At 52.7% G+C, this 25,917-nt stretch carries 21 protein-coding genes, 2 tRNA genes and 1 pseudogene; 14 read left to right on the top strand and 10 right to left on the bottom strand.

Annotated elements, in window-relative coordinates; translation table 11 throughout:
• Positions 1-503, bottom strand: a 503-nt coding sequence (locus tag RR877_RS02450) for a helix-turn-helix domain-containing protein (protein WP_332627660.1), incomplete at its 3' end; no start/stop codon positions are given.
• A 229-nt stretch (positions 504-732) separates the two neighbouring features.
• On the opposite strand from RR877_RS02450, the gene RR877_RS02445 reads away from it, so the two are divergent.
• A complete protein-coding gene (locus RR877_RS02445; protein ID WP_332551064.1) occupies positions 733-2,952 on the top strand; it encodes an NADP-dependent isocitrate dehydrogenase in 2,220 nt (739 codons plus the stop codon).
• Positions 2,953-3,002: 50 nt separating this feature from the next.
• On the opposite strand, the gene RR877_RS02440 is transcribed toward RR877_RS02445, so the two are convergent.
• Positions 3,003-3,731, bottom strand: a complete 729-nt coding sequence (locus RR877_RS02440) for a DNA alkylation repair protein (protein WP_332551063.1) — start codon at positions 3,729-3,731, stop codon at positions 3,003-3,005.
• Positions 3,732-3,820: 89 nt separating this feature from the next.
• Between RR877_RS02440 and RR877_RS02435 the strand changes: the two genes are divergently transcribed.
• Positions 3,821-4,786, top strand: a complete 966-nt coding sequence (locus RR877_RS02435; RefSeq protein WP_332627658.1) for a BadF/BadG/BcrA/BcrD ATPase family protein — start codon at positions 3,821-3,823, stop codon at positions 4,784-4,786.
• Positions 4,787-4,854: 68 nt separating this feature from the next.
• Positions 4,855-6,591 (top strand): amidohydrolase, encoded by a 1,737-nt coding sequence (locus RR877_RS02430; RefSeq protein ID WP_332551061.1) that lies wholly within the window; start codon positions 4,855-4,857, stop codon positions 6,589-6,591.
• A gap of 9 nt (positions 6,592-6,600) precedes the next feature.
• Here the strand turns inward: RR877_RS02430 and RR877_RS02425 are convergent, their stop codons facing one another.
• Positions 6,601-7,071 carry a HEPN domain-containing protein gene (locus RR877_RS02425; RefSeq protein WP_332551060.1) on the bottom strand — a complete coding sequence of 157 codons (471 nt, stop codon included), beginning with the start codon at positions 7,069-7,071 and terminating at the stop codon, positions 6,601-6,603.
• Positions 7,071-7,652: a hypothetical protein gene (locus RR877_RS02420; RefSeq protein ID WP_332551059.1), complete on the bottom strand. Its 582-nt coding sequence runs from the start codon at positions 7,650-7,652 to the stop codon at positions 7,071-7,073. Before RR877_RS02420 ends, RR877_RS02425 begins: the two co-directional genes overlap by 1 nt.
• A 61-nt stretch (positions 7,653-7,713) precedes the next feature.
• Here RR877_RS02420 and RR877_RS02415 point away from each other — a divergent pair, with 61 nt between their 5' ends.
• Both RR877_RS02415 and RR877_RS02410 read left to right on the top strand, forming a co-directional pair.
• A complete protein-coding gene (locus tag RR877_RS02415) occupies positions 7,714-8,523 on the top strand; it encodes an inositol monophosphatase family protein (RefSeq protein ID WP_332551058.1) in 810 nt (269 codons plus the stop codon).
• A 130-nt stretch (positions 8,524-8,653) separates the two neighbouring features.
• A complete protein-coding gene (locus RR877_RS02410) occupies positions 8,654-9,955 on the top strand; it encodes a M23 family metallopeptidase (protein ID WP_332551057.1) in 1,302 nt (433 codons plus the stop codon).
• On the opposite strand, the gene RR877_RS02405 is transcribed toward RR877_RS02410, so the two are convergent.
• Positions 9,952-11,595 (bottom strand): glycoside hydrolase family 13 protein, encoded by a 1,644-nt coding sequence (locus RR877_RS02405; protein ID WP_332551056.1) that lies wholly within the window; start codon positions 11,593-11,595, stop codon positions 9,952-9,954. The genes RR877_RS02410 and RR877_RS02405 overlap by 4 nt on opposite strands.
• Positions 11,596-11,736: 141 nt before the next feature.
• Between RR877_RS02405 and RR877_RS02400 the strand changes: the two genes are divergently transcribed.
• Both RR877_RS02400 and RR877_RS02395 read left to right on the top strand, forming a co-directional pair.
• Positions 11,737-11,808 (top strand) — tRNA-Thr (locus RR877_RS02400).
• A gap of 52 nt (positions 11,809-11,860) precedes the next feature.
• Positions 11,861-11,934: transfer RNA gene (locus RR877_RS02395), tRNA-Met, on the top strand.
• Positions 11,935-11,983: 49 nt separating this feature from the next.
• Here the strand turns inward: RR877_RS02395 and RR877_RS02390 are convergent.
• Positions 11,984-12,946 (bottom strand): sodium-dependent bicarbonate transport family permease, encoded by a 963-nt coding sequence (locus RR877_RS02390; protein ID WP_332551055.1) that lies wholly within the window; start codon positions 12,944-12,946, stop codon positions 11,984-11,986.
• Between the two features lie 78 nt (positions 12,947-13,024).
• Between RR877_RS02390 and RR877_RS02385 the strand changes: the two genes are divergently transcribed.
• Together RR877_RS02385 and RR877_RS02380 are read left to right on the top strand one after the other, a co-directional pair.
• Positions 13,025-14,038, top strand: coding sequence for a TerC family protein (locus tag RR877_RS02385; protein WP_332551054.1), 1,014 nt, complete (start codon positions 13,025-13,027; stop codon positions 14,036-14,038).
• A gap of 2 nt (positions 14,039-14,040) precedes the next feature.
• A complete protein-coding gene (locus RR877_RS02380; protein ID WP_110234611.1) occupies positions 14,041-14,310 on the top strand; it encodes a winged helix-turn-helix domain-containing protein in 270 nt (89 codons plus the stop codon).
• A 21-nt stretch (positions 14,311-14,331) separates the two neighbouring features.
• On the opposite strand, the gene heR is transcribed toward RR877_RS02380, so the two are convergent.
• From heR to RR877_RS02365, 3 genes are all read right to left on the bottom strand, one after another.
• Positions 14,332-15,135 carry a heliorhodopsin HeR gene (gene heR, locus RR877_RS02375; RefSeq protein ID WP_332551053.1) on the bottom strand — a complete coding sequence of 268 codons (804 nt, stop codon included), beginning with the start codon at positions 15,133-15,135 and terminating at the stop codon, positions 14,332-14,334.
• 94 nt (positions 15,136-15,229) lie between these two features.
• Positions 15,230-16,090, bottom strand: coding sequence for a MurR/RpiR family transcriptional regulator (locus tag RR877_RS02370; protein ID WP_332551052.1), 861 nt, complete (start codon positions 16,088-16,090; stop codon positions 15,230-15,232).
• 39 nt (positions 16,091-16,129) lie between these two features.
• Entirely contained in the window at positions 16,130-16,909 is a 780-nt protein-coding gene (locus tag RR877_RS02365; RefSeq protein WP_332627656.1) for a class II glutamine amidotransferase, read from the bottom strand.
• 187 nt (positions 16,910-17,096) lie between these two features.
• Here RR877_RS02365 and RR877_RS02360 point away from each other — a divergent pair, with 187 nt between their 5' ends.
• The 3 genes from RR877_RS02360 to RR877_RS02350 all read left to right on the top strand — a co-directional run bounded on the left by RR877_RS02360 (position 17,097) and on the right by RR877_RS02350 (position 21,354).
• Positions 17,097-18,461, top strand: a complete 1,365-nt coding sequence (locus RR877_RS02360; RefSeq protein ID WP_332551050.1) for a glutamine synthetase family protein — start codon at positions 17,097-17,099, stop codon at positions 18,459-18,461.
• A 58-nt stretch (positions 18,462-18,519) separates the two neighbouring features.
• Entirely contained in the window at positions 18,520-20,040 is a 1,521-nt protein-coding gene (locus tag RR877_RS02355) for an APC family permease (protein ID WP_332551049.1), read from the top strand.
• A 138-nt stretch (positions 20,041-20,178) separates the two neighbouring features.
• Complete coding sequence (locus tag RR877_RS02350; RefSeq protein WP_332627655.1) at positions 20,179-21,354, top strand: amidohydrolase family protein; 1,176 nt, start codon at positions 20,179-20,181, stop codon at positions 21,352-21,354.
• A 14-nt stretch (positions 21,355-21,368) separates the two neighbouring features.
• On the opposite strand, the gene RR877_RS02345 is transcribed toward RR877_RS02350, so the two are convergent.
• Positions 21,369-22,265: a LysR family transcriptional regulator gene (locus RR877_RS02345; RefSeq protein ID WP_332550720.1), complete on the bottom strand. Its 897-nt coding sequence runs from the start codon at positions 22,263-22,265 to the stop codon at positions 21,369-21,371.
• A 49-nt stretch (positions 22,266-22,314) separates the two neighbouring features.
• Between RR877_RS02345 and RR877_RS02340 the strand changes: the two genes are divergently transcribed.
• Together RR877_RS02340 and RR877_RS02335 are read left to right on the top strand one after the other, a co-directional pair.
• On the top strand, positions 22,315-23,829 hold the full coding sequence (locus tag RR877_RS02340) for an aminotransferase class V-fold PLP-dependent enzyme (protein ID WP_332618793.1): 1,515 nt from the start codon (positions 22,315-22,317) through the stop codon (positions 23,827-23,829).
• A 273-nt stretch (positions 23,830-24,102) separates the two neighbouring features.
• Positions 24,103-25,791, top strand: a pseudogene (locus tag RR877_RS02335) (amidase); the annotation flags it as partial.
• Between the last annotated feature and the right edge of the window lie 126 nt (positions 25,792-25,917).

Below are 25,917 nucleotides of genomic sequence, written 5' to 3'. Positions count from 1 at the left end.
AGTAGCTTTCTGGAATGGTCATCGAGCCAGTTAATGATTTCAATATCGCGCCCGTCAGCTAATGACCAGTGGGTGAAATCCGACTGCCAGGTTTCGTTGGGTTGGTCTGCTTCGAAACTGAGGAAAGAAGATTTAGGTCTTTTCTTCGGCTCCGGGGTGATGAGTCCTGCCTGGTGGAGAACACGTCTGATTGTGGATGTGGACGGCGCAGTGAAGCCTTCAGTAGTGAGGAACGGTTGAATGCTTTCAGGTCCATGATCGAGTCCTTCTGCATCGAGATGGATGCGCAATTGAATAATGCGCAAACGCAGTTCATCGCTGAGGGCATGTGGTGAGGACTTCGGCCTGGACGATTGAGGTTCGACAGCGTCAAGGCCACCTTCTTGATAACGCTTGAGGAGGGTGTAGATATGGGCTCTGGAGAAGCCATGAGTTCTGGCTGCTTCAGTGACTGTTAGGCCTTGGTGGACGATAGAGAGGACGACGACGCGTTGTTTCGACATTGCTCCAGAGTGTCAACAAGGACGCGACTCATCTAGTGTTAATAAGGACGCGACTCATGTGTCAACAAGGTCGTGAACCTAGACACCTCACTTGCCACCACAAGATAAGCCCCTCTCCGGAGGGGCTTTCTGTTTGCTTCGATAAAAAAAGTAGCTCGATATCAAGATACTTTTGGTAGGCTGGGGGAAGATTTTGTAGAGACCCACCCCAGAAAAAGAATGGCCAGCCATGAACGATTCGACCATCGTCTACACCCACACTGACGAGGCGCCAGCATTAGCTACCGCCTCGTTCCTCCCCATCGTTCAGGCCTATGCCAAAGCTGCAGATGTCTCGATCGAAACCCGCGACATCTCCCTTTCCGGCCGCATCCTCGCTGCATTCCCTGAGCGCCTGAAGGAAGACCAGAAAGTCTCAGACGCCCTCAAGGAGCTTGGTCAGCTCGCAACCAAGCCCGAAGCAAACATCATCAAGCTTCCCAACATCTCGGCGTCTATTCCTCAGCTCAAGGCAGCTATTGCAGAGCTCCAGGCTGCTGGTTATGACGTTCCTGACTACCCCGAGGACGCCAGCACGGACGAAGAGCGAGAAGCACGTGCTCGTTACGACAAGATCAAGGGATCCGCCGTCAACCCTGTTCTTCGTGAAGGAAACAGCGACCGTCGCGCACCTGCCTCGGTGAAGGCATACGCTCGCAAGCACCCTCACGTGAACAAGCCTTTCGCTGCCGGTTCCAAGACTCGCGTGGCCACTATGGGCCACGATGACTTCTTCTCCAACGAAAAGTCCGTCGTGATGCCATCTGCTGACACCCTCACCATTCGACACACTGCGGCCGACGGTACCGAGACGGTACTCAAGTCTGGACTTGCAGTTCTTGATGGTGAGATCGTGGACGCCACCTTCCTGTCCGCCTCTGCTCTGGACGCATTCCTGGCAGAGACTCTCAAGCAGGCCAAGGCGGACAACGTTCTCTACTCCGTCCACCTCAAGGCCACCATGATGAAGGTCAGCGATCCCATCATCTTCGGTCACGTCGTAAAGGCTTTCTTTGCAGACGTATTCGACAAGCACGGAGCTGCGCTTGAAGCTGCAGGGCTCACTCCCAACGATGGTTTGGGTTCGATCCTGGCTGGTCTGAGCGATGTTGTCGGAGGTGAGCAGATTGCTGCTGACTTCAGCGCAGCAATCGCAGCAGGTCCTCGCCTGAGCTATACCAACAGCGACAAGGGCATCACCAACCTGCACGTTCCTTCCGATGTGATCGTGGACGCATCCATGCCTGCCCTCGTTCGTAACGGCGGCAAGCTGTGGGGTGTTGATGGTGGCGAAGACGACACTCTCGCAGTGATTCCAGACTCTTCCTACGCTGGTGTTTACCAGGCAACCATCGAAGACGTCATTGCGAACGGTCCTCTTGATCCTGCAACCATCGGCACCGTTCCTAACGTGGGCCTCATGGCTCAGGCAGCAGAGGAATACGGCAGCCACGATAAGACCTTCGAGATTGCTTCCGACGGCCGCGTTGACATCGTCAACGCAGCTGGAGACGTTCTCATCTCCCACAACGTGCACAAGGGAGACATCTGGCGTGCAACGCAGGCTAAGGATGTGCCTATTCGTGACTGGGTCAAGCTTGCAGTGACCCGTGCGCGCGCAAGCAACACTCCTGCTGTCTTCTGGCTGGACGAGAAGCGTGCACACGACGCTCAGATCATTGCCAAGGTCAAGACCTACCTGAAGGATCACGACACCTCCGGTCTCACCATTGAGATCATGGCTCCCGCCGAGGCAACCAAGTACTCACTGGCTCGTATTCGTCAGGGCCTCGACACCATCTCTGTTACCGGCAACGTGCTCCGTGACTACAACACGGACCTGTTCCCCATCCTGGAGGTGGGCACCAGCGCCAAGATGCTCTCGATCGTTCCTCTGCTTAACGGTGGTGGCTTGTTCGAAACCGGTGCAGGTGGATCCGCTCCTAAGCACGTTCAGCAGTTGGTGGAAGAGAACTTCCTGCGCTGGGATTCACTCGGTGAATTTTTCGCACTTGCTGCCTCACTTGAGCACCTCTCCGACACCACTGGTAACAAGAAGGCACTCGTGCTTTCCACCACCCTGGACCGTGCGACTGGAACCTTCCTCGAAGAAGACCGTTCACCCGGTCGCAAGGTCGGCACCATCGACAACCGTGGCAGCCACTTTTATCTCGGCCTCTACTGGGCTCAGGAATTGGCCATACAGACCGACGATGCAGAACTTGCAGCAATCTTTGCTCCGATTGCAGAAGCTCTCGCTTCTCAGGAAGAGACCATTGTTGCTGAGCTCATCGCAGTTCAGGGCAAGCCTGCCGACATCGGTGGTTACTACAAGCCTGATGCAGACAAGATTGTGAAGGTCATGCGACCTTCCGCAACGTTGAACAAGGTCATCGACTCGATCAACTAATCCTGAAGTTTTCAGAAGATAAGCCCTTGAGCAATCAAGGGCTTATCTGTTTAAGACTTGGCTTCCCGTCGAACAGATAGCCAATACTGCCGCTCATCCTCGTCAAGTTTTTCGATGGCATAGCGGAGTTCGGTTCGCGGCATCACTTCTGCGTGTGCACGGAGGAAGTTTCGAAGCACCTCAACATCACGCTTACCTATCTCTCTGAGCATCCAACCTGAGGCTTTGTGGATGAGGTCGTGGGTATCACTCAAGTGGAACTCGGCCATGGCCAGGGCGTCCTCGAATTCATTCGCACGAATGAACGCAAAGGTGAACATGATGGAGAGCCTGCGCTCCCAGAGTGATTCACTGTGAGCGAGTTCTAGGAGTAGCTCTCTTCTGTTTTCATCTGGCAACAAGAACTCACCGAAGGTGGGGGCGCTGGTGTCGATGAGATCCCAGTTGTTGACGTAGCCGGCCTGCACGCTGGAGAGATACAGAGCAAAGAGCTCTGCTTTCTCAATCTCTGACTTTGAGCGCTTGAAACGGTTCACCAGGATGTGCAGAGCACACAGCCTTACCTCGTGGATGGGGGATTGCAGTAGCTCAAGAGCCTCTGCAGGAGGAAGGGACTTGTGTCGCTGAGCAATCTCTCGACCTTGAGGAACAGTCAGGCCGATAAAGATGTCACCTTCGCCATATTCACCAGGCCCGGTTTTGAAATAACCAGCAGAGTGAGCCGCTCTTTCGGGGTCTGCTAATTCCTGCAGATCCCGGATTACTTCCTGTGCACTCACCTCTCAATTATGAGTCACGAAGGTGACGTTCTTTCAGCCCTCTTTTCGACGGATCAGTATGTTCAGCAAGTAACCTGTGGGAAGGCTCATTGAAGAGTCTTCTGCGTGTGGAAGGTAGTGCCATGAATGCTCCGTTGGGAGAAAACCTCACCCTTGCGTTGGATGCAGGGCAGACCGGCGTCCGAACGTTACTGATCAGCGGTGATGAAAAACACACTCAGCAGTTCCCTGGTCTCAAAACCGATTCGGAACTCTTTCCTCAACTTGCCACCATCATTACTTCGGCACTGACGAGCGTCACGTTACCTGTCTCTTTGTCTATCGGGATGACGGGACTCACGGCGTCTCAGAGCAAACCGGAGGAACTCCTGGGATTACTCCCCGCCACTGTTTTTCGTGTGTCGCTAGCTCATGACTCCATTACCGGCTTTCTTGGAAGCATGGGAGTGGAGAACGGAACTGTGACGGCGGTGGGAACAGGGGTTGTTACTCTCGCTGTGGGAGAAACAGAGATGGCCCGTATCGACGGCTGGGGAAATCTCATCGGTGACGCCGGATCTGCGTATTGGATAGGTCGCGCTGGGCTTGATGCGGGGATGCGTGTCTATGACGGTCGCATCGCAGACAGTTCCTTGATTTCACTGCTGCAGGATAATTTCTCCCACCCGGAGGAGGCCTACATCGAGTTACAGACGAGCCATGACCGGGTGGCCCGCATCGCGTCTTTCGCCCAGCAGGTCATTGAGCATGCTCAAGAAGATGCCGTCGCTCGCGCGATCGTGGAGGAAGCAGGCAGAGAATTAGCGATTTCCGCAGTGACTGGAGCACGACGAGTGGGCTTGTTGGAAACGGAATCTCCACGCTTTAGCTGGGCTGGAAACATGATGAAGGCGCAGCAGCTCAAAGATTCCTTCCTGGCGCATATAGCTGAAGCTGTTCCACATGCTGAGTTTGCTGAGCCACTGGCGGAACCAATTGACGGTGTTGCTGTCATGGATTTACTGCCAGAAACCTCACCGCTGCGCAGTGTCATTCACACAGCAAAAAGGCCATAAGTTTTTCATAGACCAATCGTTCAGACTCTGCTGATAGCTTGAGTGACGAACAAACGAAGGAGTTCACCATGTCTGCAGGTTGCTGCTCAGCACACCCCGTTACCCAAGATCACCTCGGCGCAGCTCTCAGCTCCGCCGGAACAACCGTCACCGCTGCGAATCACGCTGCTGGAAAGACCGTCGGGGCTTCTGCTGAGATTCTGGTTGTCGGCACGATTGCCACGGGCAATCCTGCTGCCCCATTGGCAGAAGCAATGGCTATCTCTGGTGGAGCCATCATCGGCATCGGTGCGCTCAAGGATGTTGAAGGTCTTGTTGATTCCTCGACCAAGACGGTGAAGCCTGAGGGTGTTGTTGTTCCAGGCCTCATCGAGCCCCACATGCACATCTGGACTTCACTGCTCAACCTCACCTGGACCGATGTTTCACACGAAGTGTGTGCGACGTTCGACGATGTGGTTGCCGTGCTCAAGACCGCAGCAGCAGCTACACCTGCTGGACAGTATGTCTTGGGCAAGCTCTTTGACCCCAGCTTGTTCCCCGGTGAACCTGATCTAACCCTTGACATCCTCGACCAGATTTCCCCCAACAACCCAGTCATCGTAATGAACGCTTCGATGCACTACCTCTACGCAAACACAGCTGCGTTTGCAGCCGCCGGCATTACCTACGACACCCCAGATCCAGTCGGTGGCAACTTCGGTCGTGCTGACGGCAAGCTCACTGGGGTTATCGGTGAGGCTCCAGCAATGATGATGGTGTTGGCCACGTTCCCCAAGCCCTCTGCTCAGGAGCTGGCAGCTGGCATCACTGAGATTTTGACTGAGTGTGCCAAGCAGGGAGTTACCTCACTTCGTGAAGGTGCCACCGGCACCCTTGCTGGTGTGAGCGAATTGGCCATGTTGCACCAACTCAATGGTGCGAAGCGTCTGCCCGTGCGTGTGTCCACTGCACAGTTCGCGATTATGGCCGGCAAGACTCCAGAACAGGTTGCACAAACCTGGAAGGACGCTGGTGTCACCCCATTTAGTGGCGACGAAATGGTTCGTGCAGATGCCTGGAAGGTCGTCGCAGACGGATCAAACCAGGGACGTTCTGGCTACTTCATGCAGCCATACCTCGGTGAAAACAACGGTGGTCACGGCAACTGGACGCCTGAGACATTGCGCGGTGCGATTCGCGCCGGCCTGAACGATGGCTGGCAGATCAACTTGCACACCAATGGTGATGCTGCGGTGGAAATGGCGCTCGAAGCTATGGAAGAAATCCTTCCCGGCAGCGCTAACGCTGATTTGCGTCACGCATTCGTGCACTACTCCGTCACGACAGATGACCAGCTAGCGCGCACTGCCAAGCTTGGCATCTCAGCAACCTTCTTAATGAACCACGTCCTCTACTGGGGTGCTGCGTTCCGTGACACCATTCTCGGCGCAGAGCGTGCAGACCGACTTGACCGCGTTGCCTCGGCAATCAAGGCGGGTATCAACGTCAGCTTGCACTCCGATTACAACGTGAGCAAGGTTCACCCCCTGTTGAGTGCTCAAACTGCAGTATTGCGTCGTTTGCAGGCAGATGGTTCTGTCCTCAACGCAGCTGAAAGCGCAACTCCCGCACAAGCACTAGCCGCAATCACCAGAGATGCAGCTTGGCAGATTCACGCAGATGACCGTGGCTCGCTCGAAGTGGGTAAGCGTGCTGACTACGCCGTTCTAGACAGCAACCCCTGGACTTCTGATCCAGAAAGCTGGGACAAGATCGTGGTCAACGAAACCTACATCGACGGAACCCTCGCCTTCCAGGCGTAGAGATTCAGGTTAAAACACAGGCATCTCATCAAGGAGCTTTTCGGCTAGGCCGAGAAGCTCCTTGGCGTATGCGATGGCAGTTTGTGCGTCGGAGGCATCAGCTGTCGGGTTATCAAAGCTCGGGTACTCAGAAGCGTTTCGAAGAGTGCGCATCCAGCCAAAATTGTTCAGTTGTGACTTCAACGGAGGAACTAACTGGGCCCGGAGCGCGTCTTCAACTGCTCTATGCCCACCTTTAGAGGTTGCGCGCAGACCCTGATTCTCCAACAATGCAGCACATGATTTTCTTGCAGCATCGTAAGCAATCTGAAAACTGCCGGCGGGGTCTGTTGATTGAACTTGCGTTGCGGTGTGGAGGTGAAGTCGGGCGTGATTGAGGAAGAGATCTGCAAGATCACGATCGGGCGATACTTTCTGGAGGTAGCCGGCTTTCACCATTGTTTCTATGTCGGTGCGCCCTTGTTTCCAGTGGGTAATCACTATTTCTCCAGATTTAACTCCAGCAATGGTCGGCTCTTCACCGTGGTGACAAACCCATCTTTCTGGTTTGCCCAGCGTTCAGGGGTTATCACGTTGATGCTGACCTCTCGGCCGACAAGTGCAGAGGCCTTGTGCGCAACCTCATAGAGGTCACCATATTCGGAGCCACCGACAATGAGCACGTCAATGTCCTGAGGACTTTCACCACTTTCACCGAGGAATCTCGCGGCCCACGAACCATAAATATAGGCATGTTCAATACCGGGCAAACCAGAGAGTAGGCCAGGGAGTAGTGCGGCTGGACCGTATCCGAACATGACCACGTTCCATAGGGAGGCATAGATGGGGTGCTCTGTGTTGATGCGAACTAGCCGGTTTCGGCCAACCCGGCGCGCTGTGACATAACCCCCGTCAATCAGCCGATCAACATCTCGCAAAATCGTAGGAACGGCAACACTGCACTGGGCTGCTAGTTCAGTGAGCGAAAGTTCCTTTTCTGCATCGCGCATGAGGGCAGCAAGCATTCTCCCTTGGGTATCAGAACGCAAAATAGGAGAAAGCAGCGGAGCTGAGGATTTCATAACACCTATCATAACTTAGGCGATATGAAATCATAATCTTGGAGTGAGCTAACCTAAGACCATGCCTGTTTCCCCCACAGAACTTCTCGACATTGCTCGCACAATTGCACTTGAAGCCGGTGAACTGATTGCACGCCGTCGCAGCGAAGGCGTTGTGGTGGCTGATACAAAGTCCAGTTCTATCGATGTGGTGACGTTCGCAGACCGCGAGTGTGAAGAGTTTGTGAAGTCCCGTCTGGCCGAGCTTCGCCCCGAGGACGGCTTCTATGGCGAAGAGGGTGGAGACTCCACAGGAACTTCAGGTCTCACCTGGATTGTTGACCCAATCGATGGCACCGTGAACTACCTCTACGGCATTCCCCAATTCGCCGTCAGTATTGCTGTGGTTGAAGGAACACCAGACCCTGGGACGTGGAAGCAGCTTGCCGGCGTGGTCTTCAACCCGATGAATGACGAGCTCTACTTCGCTTCGCTTGGTGGTGGAGCGTTCCTGACTAAGGCAGGTATGACTTCACCTCTTGCCGTCAACCAAGAGACCCTGCTCGCCCACACTCTGCTGGCAACGGGCTTTGCCTATAGTTCAGAGTTGCGAGCTGAACAGGCAGATGTTCTCACCCGCATTCTTCCTGCCGTGAGGGACATTCGCCGTGCTGGAGCAGCGTCACTGGATCTGTGTGCAGTTGCAGCAGGCCAGCTAGATGCCTACTACGAGAGAGACACCAAACCATGGGACTATGCAGCAGGTAGCCTCGTACTGCGTGAAGCAGGAGGGGTTGTGGGCGGTCTAGACGGTGCTCCAGAGGGCCGGGAAATGCTGCTTGCCACAAATACTCACCTGTTTTCTCAGATTGAAAAACTCCTGTTGAGCTAAGGAAATTCACCTTCATTTGATCTTTTCTGGGTGGTCTTTCTCAGGGTTTATCTGTAGCGTTAACCATTCCGTTATCTTTCATCCCGCAGGGCACTAGCCCCGGGTCATGATTATGTGAGGAAAAGTTTTAGTGGTTCACGATTCCAACGACTTCTCTGCTGATAACCAGCAGAGCGCCTTGGGGAACCCAGAACAGCCCCTCACCCGACGTGAAATGCGTTTGCGTGAAGCACGATTGGCTGAAGAACGGCTCGCTGAAGAGCTAGAACGTCAGATGCAAGGTATGCGTACCCCATCTCGAGAACTGAGTATTCCGGCGGAAACCCAGATAGAAGAAGCCGTAGCTTCTTCGGTTGCTGCACCACCCGCATTTGCAGAAGAAGCACCACTGCGTCGACGAGATCTTCGTAATCGACCACCTCGTGCAGAAGAAGACGCCACTGCTGTCCTGCCAGAACCTGCACACGATGTTCCCGTGTTGACGGATCCTGTTCAGGCAGAGATGAACACGCCCGCTGAGGGAATACCTGTTATCCCCGCAAAGCCAGTGCTCACTGAGCCACCAGTGAATACTGCTCAATTACCTGCACCCATTTCACTCATTGCACAGGCTTCAACTCCTCGCACTCCTGCTCCAGTGGTCAAGGTGAGGTTGAAGCATAAGCGTCGCAGTACTGAACCAAAGATTGTTGCACCGAAGTCTCGCAAACGTCGCGGTGCACAGATTTTCAGCATGGTTGCCATGGCATTTGTTGCTGGTTTGGCTATTGCCACCAGCATTCCAGCCAATGCGCTGCTCTCTCCAGAAGACGTCGCGCTGCAGTCTGAGCAGGCCCGCCTGAGCACTATGGCCATTGGAGATGGGCAGACCGTTGAAGGCACGGGTGGTGATGTCAACGCCGGGCGTGACGGTGTGAGTGTGACAGCCGCACAGGTAGCTCCCACAGCTGGAGCTTATGCACCCAAGAAACTCAACGTGAACGTGCCTGTCTCTACTAACGGCATGCGCTGGCCGGTGGATGAAGTGAAAATTTCCTCACCCTACGGCCCTCGCAACTTGTTTGGAAGTTACAACTTCCACACCGGACTCGACATTGACCCTGCCTATGGCACCCCCATCTACTCAGTAGCTGATGGCATTGTGTCCCTGGTTGAAAACCCAGGTCCCACTTGTGGTGTGGCGGTATTCATTGAGCACAACGTTGATGGCACCAAGTTCACCAGTGTCTATTGCCACATGGCCCTGGGTTCTCCCACGGTCACCGCAGGGCAGACCGTCAAGAAGGGTGACTTCGTCGGAAATATCGGTCAGACCGGTCTTACCACCGGTCCTCACTTGCACCTCGAGATTCGAGTGGCAGATGCTCCGATTGACCCCTATTCATTCCTGGTGCAGCACGCAGGTATGGCACCGAACGAGGTTTGGGACTAAACCATCCAGACAGCACTTGCGGGTGTGAGAACACCAGAGCTGCTGTCAGCGCTGTCGAGAATGATGTCCCCGTCAGGCAACACAAAATCGTCTTGGCTGTAGTTGATGAATACCGTTACGTCACCATTGCGGAACCCCAGCACGTTTTCTGGCGTTCCTTCAATCCACTCAAGAATGCCGTCACCCAGCGCCCGATCCTTACGAATCGCCAGCGCTGCTTTGTAGAGCTCGAGGGTTGAGCCTGGAACGCCCTCTTGGAGGTCACGTGCAAAGTCGCGATAGACGGCAGGTTGTGGCAACCATGGTTCACCTGCAGGACCAAAGCCGTAGTTAGTGGCCTCTGCCTCCCAGGGGATTGGGACACGGCACCCATCACGGCCATAGGACTCACCTGCGGTGCGGAAGAAAGTGGGGTCCTGACGCTTGTCATCAGGAATGTCCATTGCTTCAGGAAGTCCAAGTTCTTCACCCTGATACATATAGGTCACTCCGGGCAATGCCAGCATCATGGCTGATGCTGCACGGCCGCGGGCAAGGCCTAAAGCATTGTCTGGCTTAGGTTCTGTCAGTGGCCCAATACCGGTGATGCGGTCAGCAGTTTTCGCGTTGGGATCCAGTGCAAGACGAGTTGCGTGACGTATCTGGTCATGGTTGGAGAGCACCCAGGTGCTGGGTGCGCCTACGGCATGGAATGCCGAAATGGAGTCCTTGATGACCTGACGCATCTGTTCGCCATTCCAGCGGGTCACCAGGAAGGGGAAGTTAAATGCTTGCTGCATCTCGTCAAGACGAACCCACAGAGCCATCTTGGTGAGAGGCTCCACAAATGCCTCAGCGCAGAGAATGCGCTCGCCAGGATATTCCTCAAGCAGCTGGTGCCATTCACGATAGATCTCGTGGACACCCTCGTGACCGAAGTAGGGGTTGTCAGGTCGAACCTCAGCTGGAGTGCTCCAATACTCCTCGTCACGACGGAAGTCGGGAAGACCCGGTGCCTTGGAGAGACCGTGAGCAACATCCACGCGGAACCCATCGACACCACGGTCTAGCCAGAAGCGCAGGATTTCGAGGAAGCGGTCACGAACCCAGCGGTTAGTCCAGTCGAAGTCAGGCTGGCTGGAGTCGAAGAGGTGCAAGTACCACTGACCAGGGGTGCCATCTGGGTTAGTGGTTCTAGTCCAGGCGGGACCGCCAAAGACAGACTCCCAGTTGTTGGGAGGAAGTTCACCGTTTGCTCCCTTGCCTTCCCGGAACATGAAGCGGGCACGTTCTTCACTGCCTTCTCCGGCAGCAAGTGCTTCCACAAACCAGGGGTGCTCAGAGGAGCAGTGGTTGGGAACCAAGTCAACAATGACCTTGAGGCCCAGGCCGTGAGCCGTGGACTCGAGAGTATCGAAGTCTGCAAGTGCGCCAAAGAGAGGGTCCACGTCACAGTAGTTGGCCACGTCATAACCAGCATCCTTTTGCGGGCTGGTCATAAAGGGGGAGAGCCAGATGGCGTCAACACCGAGTTCTTTGAGCTTGGGCAGGCGAGAAGTAATCCCCGCGAGGTCACCAATTCCATCACCATTCGCATCCGCGAAGGAACGGGGGTAGATCTGGTAAATAACGGAGGAACGCCACCACTCTTTTTCACTCATGGAGCAAGTTTAGGCACGAGCGAAACTCCTGAGAACATCCCTGCGGTATGTCATCAACCGCCTTGTGTTTTTAGCATGCGCTCAGAGGTGATAATCTCTTACGGTGCCAATTTTCGAGGGAAACTTCGAAGGTATGGATACGCCCCGATAGCTCAGTGGTAGAGCACTTCCATGGTAAGGAAGGGGTCGCGAGTTCAATCCTCGCTCGGGGCCCGATCATTCTTCGACTGCTGCAGGGTAACCTGCCTCACCGGCGGATGTTCGTGGCTGGGTAGCTCAGGTGGTTAGAGCGCACGACTCATAATCGTGAGGTCGCGGGATCGAGCCCCGCTCCAGCTACGCCGTCAAAACCCCCTCATCGCGAGGGGGTTTTGTTTTGCTTCAGCGGCTAGCCAATTACCTGAGCGAACCACACGAACAGGGGTATTCCTACAATCAGGTTGAACGGGAAGGTAATCCCCAAGCTCGCTGTGAGATAGAAGCCCGGGTTCGCTTGCGGCAGAGAAAGCTTCACAGCAGCAGGTGCTGCGATGTATGACGCACTAGCGCACAGAATTCCAAACACCGCAGCTCCTCCAGCGCTCAGCCCAATCCAGGCCGCAAGTGCAACTCCTGCAAAGCCGGCAATCAGCGGAAAACCGAGTGCAAACACGAGCAATCCCCAGCCGGCCTGCGGCAGTTCTTTGAGGTGTGATCCAGCCTGAATTCCGAGCTGAAGGAGGAAGAGTGTGAGTACTCCCACAAACAGGCCGCCGAAGAACGGCTCCACTCGCTCGTAGCCGGTCTGGCCGCTGACGGCACCGATGACCAGACCGCCAACCAAGAGCAAGATGGACTTCCCAGTGAGCACTTCGTGCATGAGGGGACCCCAGCTTTGACCTTTGCTGGCCTTGCGGGCAAGGACAAGGCCCACAATCAGGCCGGGTACTTCCATGATGGCCAGCAGGGTGGGCAAGAAGCCTTCTGTTTCGAGCCCTAAGGATTCGACGAACATGAGCCCTGCCGTGAAGGTCACCAAGGAAGTCGAACCGTAGTGGGCGGCAATCGCCCCGCGATCGAGTTGACTCAGCGGGGTCAGTACCTTCAAGAGCGCGAAGGCGGCGATCGGAATCAAGAGCCCGACCGCGATGGCCAGGGCAATTGGTGCGGCGATCTGTGTGGGGTCTGCGCTACGCAGACCCACACCGCCTTTGATGCCGATAGCGAGCAGGAGATAGATGGAGAGTGCGCTGAAGATCTGTGGTGGAATCTCGAGTTTGCTTCTGAGGCCAACAGCTATCAGACCCAATACAAAGGCCAGCACGGGGGGAGAGGTCAGGTTCGTGACAGCGAGTTGCAGAGATTCAAACATCTGATTCCAATCGGTTGACTGGAACAATAATACATGAAATACTTTTCCGTAATAACTTTTCTCTAATGAAGGTGAGACATGAACATAGAACTCTGGATGTGGCTCGCAGTGTGTGCTGGCATCATCGTGATGCTGTTGGTCGATCTCTTTGCCCACCGCAAGGCGCACGAGATCTCCCTGCGTGAAGCTGCGCTGTGGTCAGCCTTCTGGGTTGCAACAGGTGTGGGCTTCGGCGTTCTCATCTGGAACAGCTTCGGCGAGGAATACGGTCAGCAATACTTTGCTGGTTTCGTCATTGAGAAATCCCTCGCTATCGACAACGTCTTTATCTGGGCATTGATCTTCGCGGCATTTAGCGTGCCACGAAAGTACCAACACCGGGTGCTCTTCCTGGGTGTGCTCGGTGCGCTGATCTTCCGAGGCATCTTCATCGCGCTGGGATCAGTCATCCTCGAAAACTTTGCCTGGGTGCTCTACCTCTTCGCTGCCTTCCTCATCTATACCGGTATTCACATGCTGATCAAGCGCAACGAGCACTCAGACCCCACCCAAGGACGTTTCTATAAGTGGTTCTCTGCACGGGTGCCGAGCGTGAAGAAGTTCTACGGGCAGCGCCTCTTTGTGAGAATTGGTGGCACGTTACTCGCCACTCCACTGCTGTTGGTCCTAGTGCTGGTGGAGTTCACCGACATTATCTTCGCGGTGGATTCCATCCCTGCGATCTTCGCGGTGACGTCTGAATCGTTCCTGGTCTTCACTGCAAACGCCTTCGCACTTCTGGGTCTGCGCGCGATGTACTTCCTGTTAGCTGATCTGATGCACCGCTTTATCTATCTCAAGGTGGGACTGGCCCTGGTGCTGGTCTGGGTCGGTATCAAGATGGGTCTGCACGACGTTGTGAAAGTGCCCAGTGGATTGTCCCTGACGGTGATTCTCGCCATCCTGGTGATCGCGATTGTGGCGAGCCTGATTGTGAGCCGCAACAAGGAAGTTGTTCACGCTGAGCCAGTACACAAGCAAGAATTTCCTGAAGCAACAGAGGCTGAGATTGCAGAATTGAAGCCGCTGTGGCGAAGGTCTGTCAGGATGTAAGCATGGCTCAATGGACATTCCTTACTCACCACGGGCACGTGTTGGTTGCGGTTGCGCAATCTGCCGATCTCACGGTTGATCAGATTGCTGCCAAGGTAGGGATTACTGCCCGGGCAACCGCAGGTATTCTCACGGACTTAGTAGATGCGGGCTATGTGGAGAAGACCAAGGTTGGTCGCAACAATCACTACACCGTTCACGGTGAAATCCCCCTGCGTCACCCACTCAACAACAACACCACCATTGCGGAGTTGTTAGCCCTCTTTCAGTAGGGCGTGAGTTTCTTGAGTGTTTTAGTTCACAAAGAGGGGAACTAAAGCACCAGAGAAGACCTGCCAGGCAAGGACGCTCTTTGCAACCAAGCTGAGCGTGATGTAGGCACGTTCACCGCGCAGGTAGCTCTTCCAACCGCCAATTTGGCGATACTGCAAAACCTGGTTGATGGCGAAAGTGTTGAAGAACACGAAGAGTGAAATCACGATGCCATAGACAAAGCCAGGAACCTCAGCTGCGCTGGTTGAGCCAGGCTGCAGGGTGTAGACGGCAATGATGATCCAGGGCACGATTCCGGTCATGGAGCCGAAGATGAATGGCAGGAACTTCTTGTTTCCTGGCTTCTCATACTTCTCCTGCAGTGCCCCGAACATGATCATGGAGGCGTTCACCGCGAAGATCGCAAACAGAGCAGCGAAGTCGGTAGCACCGTTGAGCTGAGCAATCAGCCAGATCATGACCGAGGAGCTCAGTGAATACTCTGTCCAGCGGAAGTAGTTGTGGTTGAGTTTCAAGCCATTGGCATAGCGCGTGAAGACACCAGGCAAAGAAATAAGGAAGTGGAAGAAAGCCGACATAAAGAGGAAGGCCACCACACCCAGGCCGAGGTTTATTTCAAACAGTGTGACCTGCTCCGTGGGGAGGTCTACCCCGGGAGGACCGGTCATGTAGTCAACGGTCACGGGGAACATAACCTGTGAACTGAGTTTGGTCAGGATGAAGAGGAATGCCACACCTTGGAGCAGGTGAATGGCTCCAGCAACGATGTTGTACACCCGAAGGCGTTTGATCTGATCATCTTCGGAGCGAATCTTGCGGGCCATGATGCACCAGTCTTTTTGTGGCCCACCATGGACCATTTTTTTCTCATTCTGAACCACTTTGGCTGAGAATCAAACCCTGGAGTTGTTGGGGGCATTAACTTTCTGAGAGAAGCTCTTCTTCTCTCATTCGCTCCCAGAGAGCAAGACGAGTATGTGCGGGTTCACCAATTCGTTCCAATACGAGATTAAGCAGCTGCTCTCCAAGTACAAACGCTGCAGAGTCACTTTGAAAGGCATGCTCAGTTGGGCTAGACACATCAAGTACTACATCGGCGCGAGAAGCAATAGGGCATTCGACACTGTCGGTGATGAGTATCAACGTTGCACCATGTTGCTTCGCCGCGATGGCCAGGTTGGTCGCGCTTCGTTGATAGCGATGGAAGTCATAGAGTACGAGCACATCGCGAGGGCCAAGGTCTGCAACAACTCCGAGATCATGACCAGTGGGGTCATTGAACATTCGAACCCCGGTTCGGAGTTCTTGAAGATGAGTTCCTAAATGGTAGGCAGCGAGATAGGAAAACCTCCCACCTGTGAGCAAGATGCGTCGATTTTGGTCTGCGAGAAGACTGATTGCGGCATCATAGGAGGCATTAGGAATATTCGAAAGTGATTCAAGCGTTCTTTCAGCTTGGGTGGTCGCATCGCGAACGATGACTTCTCGTGCTGTGCCATGAGTCTTGGGGGTATTCAGGCGAACTAATGGGCCTGATGAGCGACGCGTGAGTTCTTCTCGAAGGGCTCTTTGAAACTCTGAGAACCCCCCAAAACCTAGTCCTTGTGTGAATCTCAGGACTGTCGGTGCGCTGACTCCCGCCCGAGCAGCAAGATCGGCAATTGTAGATAACCCGGCACTTGGATAGTCAGCAAGGAGTACGCGTCCGACTTGTCGACTTGCCCGCCCCATTTCAGAAAGCGAGCCCGCGATCTGGTCCGAGATTGTGAAGTCATCCATTTACAAAGTTTGTCACAGCACTGCAATGTTGATGGGTTATTAAAGAAAATCAGTATGCATCGAGCGTGAATCGAGATCAATAGTTGTCACGGATTCTGGGGGGAGATTTTCCCAGCCTGAACCGTCAACGCCCGTTGAACTAATCAGTATTGTGTCATCTATCGTTCGCTTCATTCTGAGAGCGAAATAATCTTCATTATGTTCGTCGGGCAGCCCACCGAGTTCTTTGAATTCTTCAACATCAGCTTCAGGAAGTGTGCTGCGGGCACTTGCGTGCACAACGACAAGTTGCTGGGAATCAAGCAATATCGCATTCAGGCTCGAGAGCGGGAATGCAGAACGTAATCGCCGAACGGCTTTGATGACTGCTTCAGGCAAAGTCAATCCGTGACCAATTTCTTCTTGAATCAACATGAAATACATTTCACTGTCGGTAACACCGGTCATCTTCGCTCGAGATTCTGCCGAGAGCATTTCACGAACCTTCGCAATGGGCTTCAGCGAACCATTGTGTTCGAAAGAAAGTTCGCCAGTGCTGAAGGGGTGAGCATTACATATTTCGACAGGTAAACCCATGGTTGCCCATCGCAAGTGAATCATTGCAGCGTGACTCGGTTGTGAAAGCATTTCGTTAAACTGGGGATCTTTCAGGGCGGACTTCGGTGATTTAACTGTTGTGGGAGCAGCACCAGTTTGAGAAACACCAGCCCACCCCCAACCGTCACCGTGAAGTCGAGCCAGTGATGTGAGTTTCTCTACTCCGTCGTCTCCGAGCTCTCGTTTGACTGTCGAGCTACCTGCAGCGACGTACGCGAACAATCTGCACACCAGAGTTCTCCGTTCTTGGCGGTTATTGAAAACACAAAGCGTTCTTCATATTTCACCAATCAATATATTCATCTTATGTGTATATATGTTACATTTTCAGAAATATTGATATATTGTAACGAATATGACGAAGCCTTCGTCTTATGCTCAACATTTCGACCCAACGGAGGGATCGACAGTGACTTGGATCAATGAAGACCCCAAGAATTATGAATACGACGTCCAGGAGCTGGATCTTGTAGCAAGCAGGCTGAGCAGTGATGGCGTTGATTTACTTGTTGGCACAGCTCTTGACTTTGCAGGTGTGATTCGAAGCAAGGCAGTACCGACGAGACGACTCCGGAGTTTTGCTAATTCAGGTATGGGAGCTTCTCCGTCATGGGTAGTGTTCTGCGCGGACAACGGGATTGCCTTTACTGAAGATATAGGTGTTACAGGTGACCTACGGCTTCGACTCGACCCAACGCGAGTTCGATCTATCGGTGAAGGAATGGCTTGGGCGCCGACAGATTATTTCGAACAAGACGGCACTCCATCAAAAATGTGCGCACGTACTTCACTGAAGCGACAAGAAGCTCGAGCTGAATCACTTGGGTTAACTTCACTCATGGGTGTTGAACTCGAATTCAATTTATTGGCTGAGGATGGATCCGAATTACACGAGCCAAACTGGGCCGGTTATGGAATGCGATCGCTTATTTCTAAGCGACAGTTTCTTACCGATCTCACCAAAACACTTGAAGATGCCGGGGTTGGTACGGAACAAATTCATGCTGAGTACGGTGTGAACCAATATGAAGTTTCTCTGGCACCGATGTCCCCAGTTGAGATGGCTGATACAGCACTTCTAGCACGAATATTGATATGTCTAGTCGCTTCTCGTCACAACATGGCAGCCTCCTTCTCGCCACTTGCGTTTGTAGGAGGAGCGGGAAACGGCATGCACCTGCACCTTTCGCTTGCCCGTAACGGGGAAAACATTTTTTCTCAGGGAAACGGCCCACACGGCATCTCACAAGATGGTGGAAGTGCTATTGGTGGAGTTCTCGATTCAGTTTCTGAATTACTAGCCCTCTACGCGGGTTCGATAGTTTCCTCCCTGCGACTTCAGCCTGGTTCATGGTCTGGGGCTGCTGCGTGTTGGGGCTTAGAAAACAGAGAAGCGGCACTTAGGTTCTTAGCCGCAACGCCTGGGAATCCACACGGGGCCAACATTGAACTGAAGATTGTTGATCCAAGCTCGAACATTTATCTAGCTTCCGCAGCGTTGTTAGGTTCCGCTCTTAACGGAATTGATCAGCACTTGGAACTACCTGGGGAAGTCGCGGGTAATCCATCTGAATCGGACAACTCAGAAAAACTTCGTTTAGACGCAGAACCAAATGAATCATTACGTCGTCTTGAACACTCGGACGTCGCGAGGGATATTTTCGGCGTTCAAATTATCAGTGGGCTTATTGCGGTGAGACGTCATGAAATAGAGGTCTTTCAGAACTCAACACCCGATGAGATAACTTCGGCACTCCGACTGGCTTGGAGTTAGCCGACTACACAAGGGCAAATTGCTCACAACTATGAGGTTTCCAAAGGAGGAAACGCAAATGGAATCAACCGATACAAATAAGAAAGTGGATGGTTCACCTCGGCGAAACTTGCCACTGTGGGCAGCACTTGCTCTCTCACTTGCAATGGTCGGCCCCACCTTGGCAATGTCAGGAAATGGACAGGGCCTTGTAGGAATTGTTGGGAAATCAGTTCCTCTTGTCTTCTTGATTGGCGCAATCGGCGTCGCTCTAGTTGGTTATGGCTTCCTCCGCCTAACTCGCCACCTGAATCACGCTGGTTCCGCATACGGTCTCATCGGAGCGACTGTTGGCCCAAGGACGGGATTCTTCGCGGGTTGGGCAATGTTGGGCGCCTACATCGGGTTCTCAATTGGAACATTGGCCCTTACGGCAGCATTCGTCAATGCGTTGCTCGCAGCTTTTCAGCCTGGTGTAGAAAACCCGTTCCAATTGCCCTGGTGGCTGATCATGCTATTTGGCGCAGTTGTTTCATTCATCCTTGCTGGCCGAGATGTGACCGTCATCGCTAAAGTCCTCCTCGTTATTGAAGGTGTTGGCATCCTCGCAATGATCATTCTTGTGATTGCCATATTCGGCCAAGGTGGTGCTCAAAGCACCGGTATTGATTTTTCAACGTTTAGTTTTGAGGGCGTTGACGTAGGAACGGTCATGGCTGGTGTCGTTGCTGCATTCCTTTCCTGGGCCGGCTTTGAAGCCTGTGCTTCACTTGGTGAAGAAACCAATAATCCAAAGCGAAACATTCCTCGGGCACTTAGTGGCACTTTGCTCATAACCGGTGTTCTATTCGTGGTGGTGATGTTTGCTCAAACCATTGGCTTTGGAACAGACGCTGCTGGGCTTGAAGCATTCGGTACTTCAAGCAACACACTGGGACAACTGGGAACCGAATATATCGGTGCTTGGTTCGGAGTCATTGCAGTATTTACTGCAACTTGCGCAGCGTTCGGCTCTCACTTGGCAACAATTGCCACCTCGAGCCGCATGCTTTACGCATTCTCACGTGATGGATTTGGGCCAAAGTCACTCGGAAAGCTTCACCCTAAGGGTGGGCCTCGTCGTGCTGCCTGGTTAGTTCTCGGGATCACTGTGGTGACGCTATTGATCTGTGCAGCTACTGGTTGGCCAGTAATGGGAACCGAGGACGCAGCCATTGATGCGTATTTCTACTTCGCAGTAGCGGGCGTCGTCTGTCTCATGGTTGCTTACTTTATGGTTGAAGTTGCCGCCGTTTATTTCGTAAACAGTTCTCGATTCAACTCAATTCACGGCTCAAAGGGCCGATTCCTTGGCACTGTGATTCCAATTCTTGGTGCAGTCCTGATCGCAATAATTCTGTGGTTCAACGTCAAAGATTCGACTGATCCGTTCACCCCAGGACTTGCTGGATTGTATTGGGTTGCCGCAGGTCTGATTCTGGCAATTGCTGCTTCGCGAATCGCTAAACGCGTAGGAGAGTCGTTGGCTCGTGAATTGCTCATACCAGGACTCGGAAAAGAGCTCGATCCAATTCATCTGTCGGGGTCGGAGGAACGCTAACTGAGTGAAGAACCGTGGCCACATTGGGAGAATAAATCTGTTCCATTGGAACTGATACCAAGGTGAAGAAAATATTCTTGACTGTTCTCTCGTGTGGTCGCGGTTCTCATTTCAACAAACGAAGAAGTACATAAGGAAATGATGTTCGATATTTTGAGCGACGGGCTCCACAGCAACGTGAAAATGAATCAGACGATTGTGGAAGCTGCATCGACTATTCCTTTGATCGACCATCATGTGCATGGAACGTTCAGCAATCCGATTACACGTGAGACCTTTGAAGAATCAATCAATGAAGCTTCATTAGATCCAATTCCACAATTTATGTCGCAGTTTGACTCGCAGCTTGGATTTGCCATTCGTCGTTGGTGCTCTCCAATGCTGGGCCTCGATATGCATGCCCCTGCTGATGAGTACTGGTCAAGTAGAACAACATTGTCATCACAGGAACTCGACCGTCGCATGCTTACCCAAGCCAGGGTTGGTCACTGGGTGATGGACACCGGTTTTAGTAGCCAAGCAATAACCACTCCAAAGGAATTTGGGGAGAGGGCTGGCGGACTTACGAGTGAAATAGTGCGACTGGAATCCATTGCCGAAGCACTGATGGCTTCTGAGGTTCCCGTTAAAGATTTCGTCAACGCATTTCGTTCTGAAGTTGAACATGCTGCGAAAACTGCTGTGGGATTTAAAACAATTGTTGCTTATCGCACGGGATTCAAAATTGATTGGACTATTCCTTTTGACACAGAAGTAACTATTGCGGTGACTAAGTGGGCAAACTCAAGACAGTCAATCCCACGTTTAGCCGATCCAACTATCGAAGCTTTCATCATTCACGCAGCTTTATCCACTGGGCTGCCTCTCCAAATTCATGTTGGATTCGGTGACCGAGATCTAGATTTGCACCATACTAACCCCATGGATTTACTGCCCTTGTTGCGACAGCCACACGTGAGGGGGACATCTATTGCACTCTTGCATTGCTATCCCTTCCATCGCGAAGCTGGTTATCTCGCGCAAGCATTTGAGAATGTGTATTTCGATATCGGTTTGGCCATCAATTACCTAGGTGCCCAAAGTAGCCAGTTGATTCGCGAGTCACTCGAGCTGTCCCCGTTTGCAAAACAAATGTATTCCTCTGACGCTTTTGGGCTTCCCGAACTACATGTGCTCGGTTCTATTCTGTGGAGACGTGGAATGGCCGCAGTACTGAGTGATTGGGTCATTTCTGGTGAGTGGAGCGAGAGCGATGCTTGCCGTGTGCTCAAGATGATTGGTTCAGATAATGCCAAACGCGTCTATAAGTTATAGAAATATTTTTTGTGCTATTTCCGCGTTGAATTGAGTGTTGAAAGTTCAGTAAGGAGTAGCTGAATTGGCACTCGAGGGGCGTGTGCACCGATAACAACAGCAAGTTCACGGGAAATACCTTTCCCGGCTAGTTCGCGAACAGCAACATCTGTGCGACCTAGGTTAATAGCCGAGGCAGGAATGAGAGCAATTCCCAACCCGGCCGCCACATAACCATAGATGACTGAATAGTCATCTGAACGGATCGAACAGCGGGGAGTGAATCCAAGTAATTCCGACTCTCGTGTGAGTGCATTATCAAGTGGATCATTGGGGTAATTACTCATAATCCATTGCTCGTTTGCTAGTTCAACTAATTGAACACGATCGCTTTTTGCAAGGGTGTGTGTGCCCGGAAGCAAAACACTCATTTGCTCACGGAGCAAGGGGCGATATGTTGCGCCGGAAGGAATCAAGTCCACTACCTCCGGCCCACCAACTATGACCGCGGTATCAATACGCATGAGCTTTATCGATTCAAGAAGTGAAATGCTTTCGGCTTCAGAAACGTTTAAAGAGACATTGAGGTCGTTCAATCTCTTGAAAATTCGTGGCATCACGGTTGCACCCATCGTCGGCAACACTCCAATGGAAAGTTGGATGACCGCATTATTGAGCGAGGCTATTTCGACCAGCACACGTTGTTCTAGAGCCAGGATTTCCCGAGCAACAGGGACCAGTACTGTTCCGGCGTTTGTGAGAAGAGTTCCTGAGCGGCTTGACTGAATGATCGGTTGTTGCACTGTTCGGGCCAATGACGCCAAATGATGTGAAATTGTTGGCTGGCTCCATCCCAATTGCTTGGCCGCAGCTGAGATTGACTGAGTTTGTGAAATTGCCACAAGTGCCATGAGCTGTTTTGTTTCAATCATTTGGTTCCATATTGAGTATGTAACTAGGTAGTTAATATGTTATTCCAAGATGTCTGGTGATTCGAGAAAATTAGTTATGCCACAGACCCCAGATTCTCCTACGCCCTACGCCGATGCTGTCGAGAGATTTGCCCGTCGTGAGTCACTCCGACTGAATGTTCCTGGCCATAGCGCTTCGACTTCTGCGGCACCGCAGCTTTCACAATATTTCGGTGAACATACTTTGTTACTTGATGTACAGCCACTAGTAGCTGGAATTGATAAGGGACCTGATAGTCCGCTTGTGCAGTCATTGGAGCTCGCTGCTCAAGCATGGGGAGCTCGGAGAACATGGTTCTTGACCAATGGCGCATCTCAGGCAAATCGGATGACAGCACTCGCTGTAGCTCAACTTGGTTCAAGCCAAGATGTGGTTATTGCTCAACGAAGTGCGCATTCAAGTTTTGTTGATGGAATGATTCTTGGGGGGATCACCCCATGTTTTATTCAGCCCGCGATTGATACTGAGCACGGAATCAATCATGGTGTGAGCGTAGAAAATTTTGCTCATGCTTTTTCTGAACAGAAAAATGTGAAGGCAGCTTATGTAATTAGTCCTTCATATTTTGGCGCAGTTGCAGATATTCCCGCTCTCGCTCAAATTGCGCACGAGGCCGGGGTACCTCTCATTGTTGATGGAGCTTGGGGAGCACATTTTGGATTTCATCCAGAAGTTCCAGAAAACCCATTGCGTCAGGGCGCAGATATATTAATTTCGAGTACCCACAAGTTAGGCGGCTCGCTTGGTCAATCTGCAATGTTGCATTTGGGTAATGGTGAATTTTCTGAACGACTAGAACCATTAATCGAAGGTGCTTTTTCTTTGACGCAATCTACAAGTGCAAGCGCACTTCTTCTAGCATCACTCGATATTGCCCGAGAAAGTTTGCAGCATGGTAGCGATCAAATTGGACGTTCGATCGGTGCTGCTCATCGTTTGCGTGAGGCAGTTCGACAGCACCCACTTCTCGACGTAGTAAGCGACGGCTTTTCTCAATTTCCAGACATCGTGACACATGACCCATTACATGTGTCTATAGACATCCGAAAACTGGGCCGGTCAGGTACAGATATTCGTGAGGCACTCATGAGCCAATTTGATATCTATCTTGAAATTGCAACTCAAAGTTGCATTGTTGCGATAGTGGGGCCTGGCATGGACTTTGATTCATCTGAGTTAATTAACGCCCTTGAAGCGCTTGCTGATCCTGATAAAGCAGAAGTTGGTGTCATATCAATTGCAAGTTCGCTACCGACTCCTGGTCAGATGATCCTTTCTCCTCGTGAAGCTTTCTTCTCTCCAAGAGAGCTGATTTCAGCAGAAGCTGCCATCGGTAGGGTAAGTGCAGATTCTCTCGCGGCATATCCACCGGGGATTCCAAATGTCATGCCTGGTGAACTTATTACTGCCGAAGTGGTGACTTTCTTGCAATCAATCGCAACCGGTCCAGGCGGGTATGTTCGTGGAGCGGCGAACTCTGAGGTGACGGATTTTTGGGTTGTAGCAGATAAACCCAACAAGTGAGTTCGATACTCAGAAGCTTGGTGCTGAACTCGCATACTTTAGAACAGGTTATTCATTTCTGCGTATAGAGGAGTTCTCGAAGAGGGTGAACTATCAAAAGGCATACTTTCCCTCAATCATGTTGATCCTGAAAGTTCGTTCATGTGCACAATGCAGAAGATACCTTTGGCACAATCCCAATTGAAGTAGTTGGATACCGAAGGCGTGATCTGAAAGTATTTTCAATCTGATTTATGCACTCACTTAGGCTTAAGGCAATCTAAGGAAACAATCATGTCTCACTTCCCTGTGGTCGAAAAGACCCTCTCTCAACTTCGCGCTGCACTCGACACCGGCGAGGTTACCAGCGTCCAACTGGTTGCTACCTACCTGAATCGCATTGCCTTCTATGACCGCCATGGCATCACGCTCAACGCTGTTCCGATTCTGAATCCCGATCTCTTTGCTGAAGCTCGAGCAGCTGATGAGCGCCGTGCTCAGGGCACGACACTGGGTTACCTCGACGGTATTCCCTATACAGCTAAGGACAGTTACAAGGTCAAGGGGTTGACGGTCGCTTCTGGCTCTCCCGCTTTTGCTGACCTCATCGCCACCGATGACGCATTCACCATTGCGCAGTTGCGCAAGGTGGGCGCCGTGCTCATTGGCCTGACCAATATGCCACCGATGGCCAACGGCGGCATGCAGCGCGGACTCTATGGACGCGCGGAAAGCCCGTATAACGCAGATTTCTTGACTGCTGCGTTTGGTTCAGGTTCTTCAAACGGTTCGGGAACCGCTACCGGTGCCAGCTTCGCTGCCTTTGGTCTGGGTGAAGAAACCTGGTCTTCTGGCCGTGCACCTGCCAATAACAATGGGCTCTGCGCATACACACCCTCCCGGGGAGTGATCTCAACCCGAGGCAACTGGCCACTTGTTCCCACCATGGATGTCGTGGTTCCTCACACGCGCACGATGGATGACATGCTCGCTGTGTTGGATCAGGTCGTCGGAGACGACTGGGAAGTGCGTGGAGACTTCTGGCGCATGCAGCCGTGGGTGAAGACCCCGAAGAGCTCTGAGCTACGCCCTGATTCCTATCCTGCTCTTGCAAACCCTCGTGCTCTCGAGGGCAAGCGCATTGCTATTCCACGGATGTATATCAACAAGGCTCCGGTCGACATTGTCCTCGATGACATTGATGTCATTGAGACCCGCGACTCGGTCGTGGAACTGTGGCATCAAGCCAAAGCTGACCTCGAAGCCCTCGGTGCTGAGGTCGTGGAAACAGATTTCCCCGTGGTGACCAATTACGAAAGCCGTGGACCAGGAGCGAAGAGCCTCATAGCTCGTGGCCTTGTTCCTGAGCACTTTGCTGAGCACGAGCTCTGGGAACTCTCCATGTTTGGTTGGCACGACTTCTTGGCAGCCAACAATGACCCCACACTCAACGCTTTGGCACAGGTCGATCCAGACAAGATCTTCCCCGTTCCCACCGGGTCGGTGCCTGGTCGTTATGACGACCACCTGCACCGCTTTGCTCCGGAAGATGTTCCGTTGGAAGAGTATGTGGCCCGCGCCAAGCGTGACGGTGTTCCTGCGCTTGTGGACATCCCGGACATGGCTGAAGGTATTCCAGGGCTTGAGAAGGCACGCAAGCTTGACCTCGAAGACTGGATGGACGAACTCGGCTTGGACGCTGTGGTCTTCCCGGCATCAGCTGATGTGGGACCAGCAGATGCTGATGTCAATGACGCCTCTGCCGATCTGGCCTGGCGCAATGGAACATGGGTTGCCAACGGCAACCTGGTTCCACGCCACCTCGGCATCCCTACTGTCACGGCACCCATGGGAATCATGAGTGACATCGGTATGCCAACCGGACTGACCTTCGCAGGTCGTGGCTATGACGACAGCAACCTCCTGGCTTATGCCTGGGCTTTCGATAACTACCGTAACCACCGCGTTGCCGCTCCGCGCACGCCTGAGCTTGCTGGAACTCACTGGGTCTCGCGCGATGTTGAGCAAGTAAGCCAGGCTCCCGAACTTCACGTCCTCGTCTCCATGGCACCTGCGGTCAATGGGATGGTACCCATCCACGTTGACGTG

The sequence above is a fragment of the Aurantimicrobium sp. genome, from assembly GCF_036667855.1.
Taxonomy (GTDB): Bacteria; Actinomycetota; Actinomycetes; order Actinomycetales; family Microbacteriaceae; genus Aurantimicrobium.
The sequence above is the reverse complement of the archived record's forward strand: the minus strand, read 5'-3'. Positions and strand labels throughout refer to the sequence as shown.

What these genes read in the sequence shown, in the direction of transcription:
- RR877_RS02380 (WP_110234611.1), top strand. Translation starts at nt 14,041, where the DNA reads ATGGCTCAATGGACATTCCTTACTCACCACGGGCACGTGTTGGTTGCG.
- RR877_RS02430 (WP_332551061.1), top strand. Translation starts at nt 4,855, where the DNA reads ATGTCTGCAGGTTGCTGCTCAGCACACCCCGTTACCCAAGATCACCTC.
- RR877_RS02350 (WP_332627655.1), top strand. Translation starts at nt 20,179, where the DNA reads ATGATGTTCGATATTTTGAGCGACGGGCTCCACAGCAACGTGAAAATG.
- RR877_RS02370 (WP_332551052.1), bottom strand. Translation starts at nt 16,090, where the DNA reads ATGGATGACTTCACAATCTCGGACCAGATCGCGGGCTCGCTTTCTGAA.
- RR877_RS02355 (WP_332551049.1), top strand. Translation starts at nt 18,520, where the DNA reads ATGGAATCAACCGATACAAATAAGAAAGTGGATGGTTCACCTCGGCGA.
- RR877_RS02420 (WP_332551059.1), bottom strand. Translation starts at nt 7,652, where the DNA reads ATGAAATCCTCAGCTCCGCTGCTTTCTCCTATTTTGCGTTCTGATACC.
- RR877_RS02340 (WP_332618793.1), top strand. Translation starts at nt 22,315, where the DNA reads ATGTCTGGTGATTCGAGAAAATTAGTTATGCCACAGACCCCAGATTCT.
- RR877_RS02405 (WP_332551056.1), bottom strand. Translation starts at nt 11,595, where the DNA reads ATGAGTGAAAAAGAGTGGTGGCGTTCCTCCGTTATTTACCAGATCTAC.
- RR877_RS02390 (WP_332551055.1), bottom strand. Translation starts at nt 12,946, where the DNA reads ATGTTTGAATCTCTGCAACTCGCTGTCACGAACCTGACCTCTCCCCCC.
- RR877_RS02445 (WP_332551064.1), top strand. Translation starts at nt 733, where the DNA reads ATGAACGATTCGACCATCGTCTACACCCACACTGACGAGGCGCCAGCA.
- heR (WP_332551053.1), bottom strand. Translation starts at nt 15,135, where the DNA reads ATGGCCCGCAAGATTCGCTCCGAAGATGATCAGATCAAACGCCTTCGG.
- RR877_RS02345 (WP_332550720.1), bottom strand. Translation starts at nt 22,265, where the DNA reads ATGATTGAAACAAAACAGCTCATGGCACTTGTGGCAATTTCACAAACT.
- RR877_RS02415 (WP_332551058.1), top strand. Translation starts at nt 7,714, where the DNA reads ATGCCTGTTTCCCCCACAGAACTTCTCGACATTGCTCGCACAATTGCA.
- RR877_RS02385 (WP_332551054.1), top strand. Translation starts at nt 13,025, where the DNA reads ATGAACATAGAACTCTGGATGTGGCTCGCAGTGTGTGCTGGCATCATC.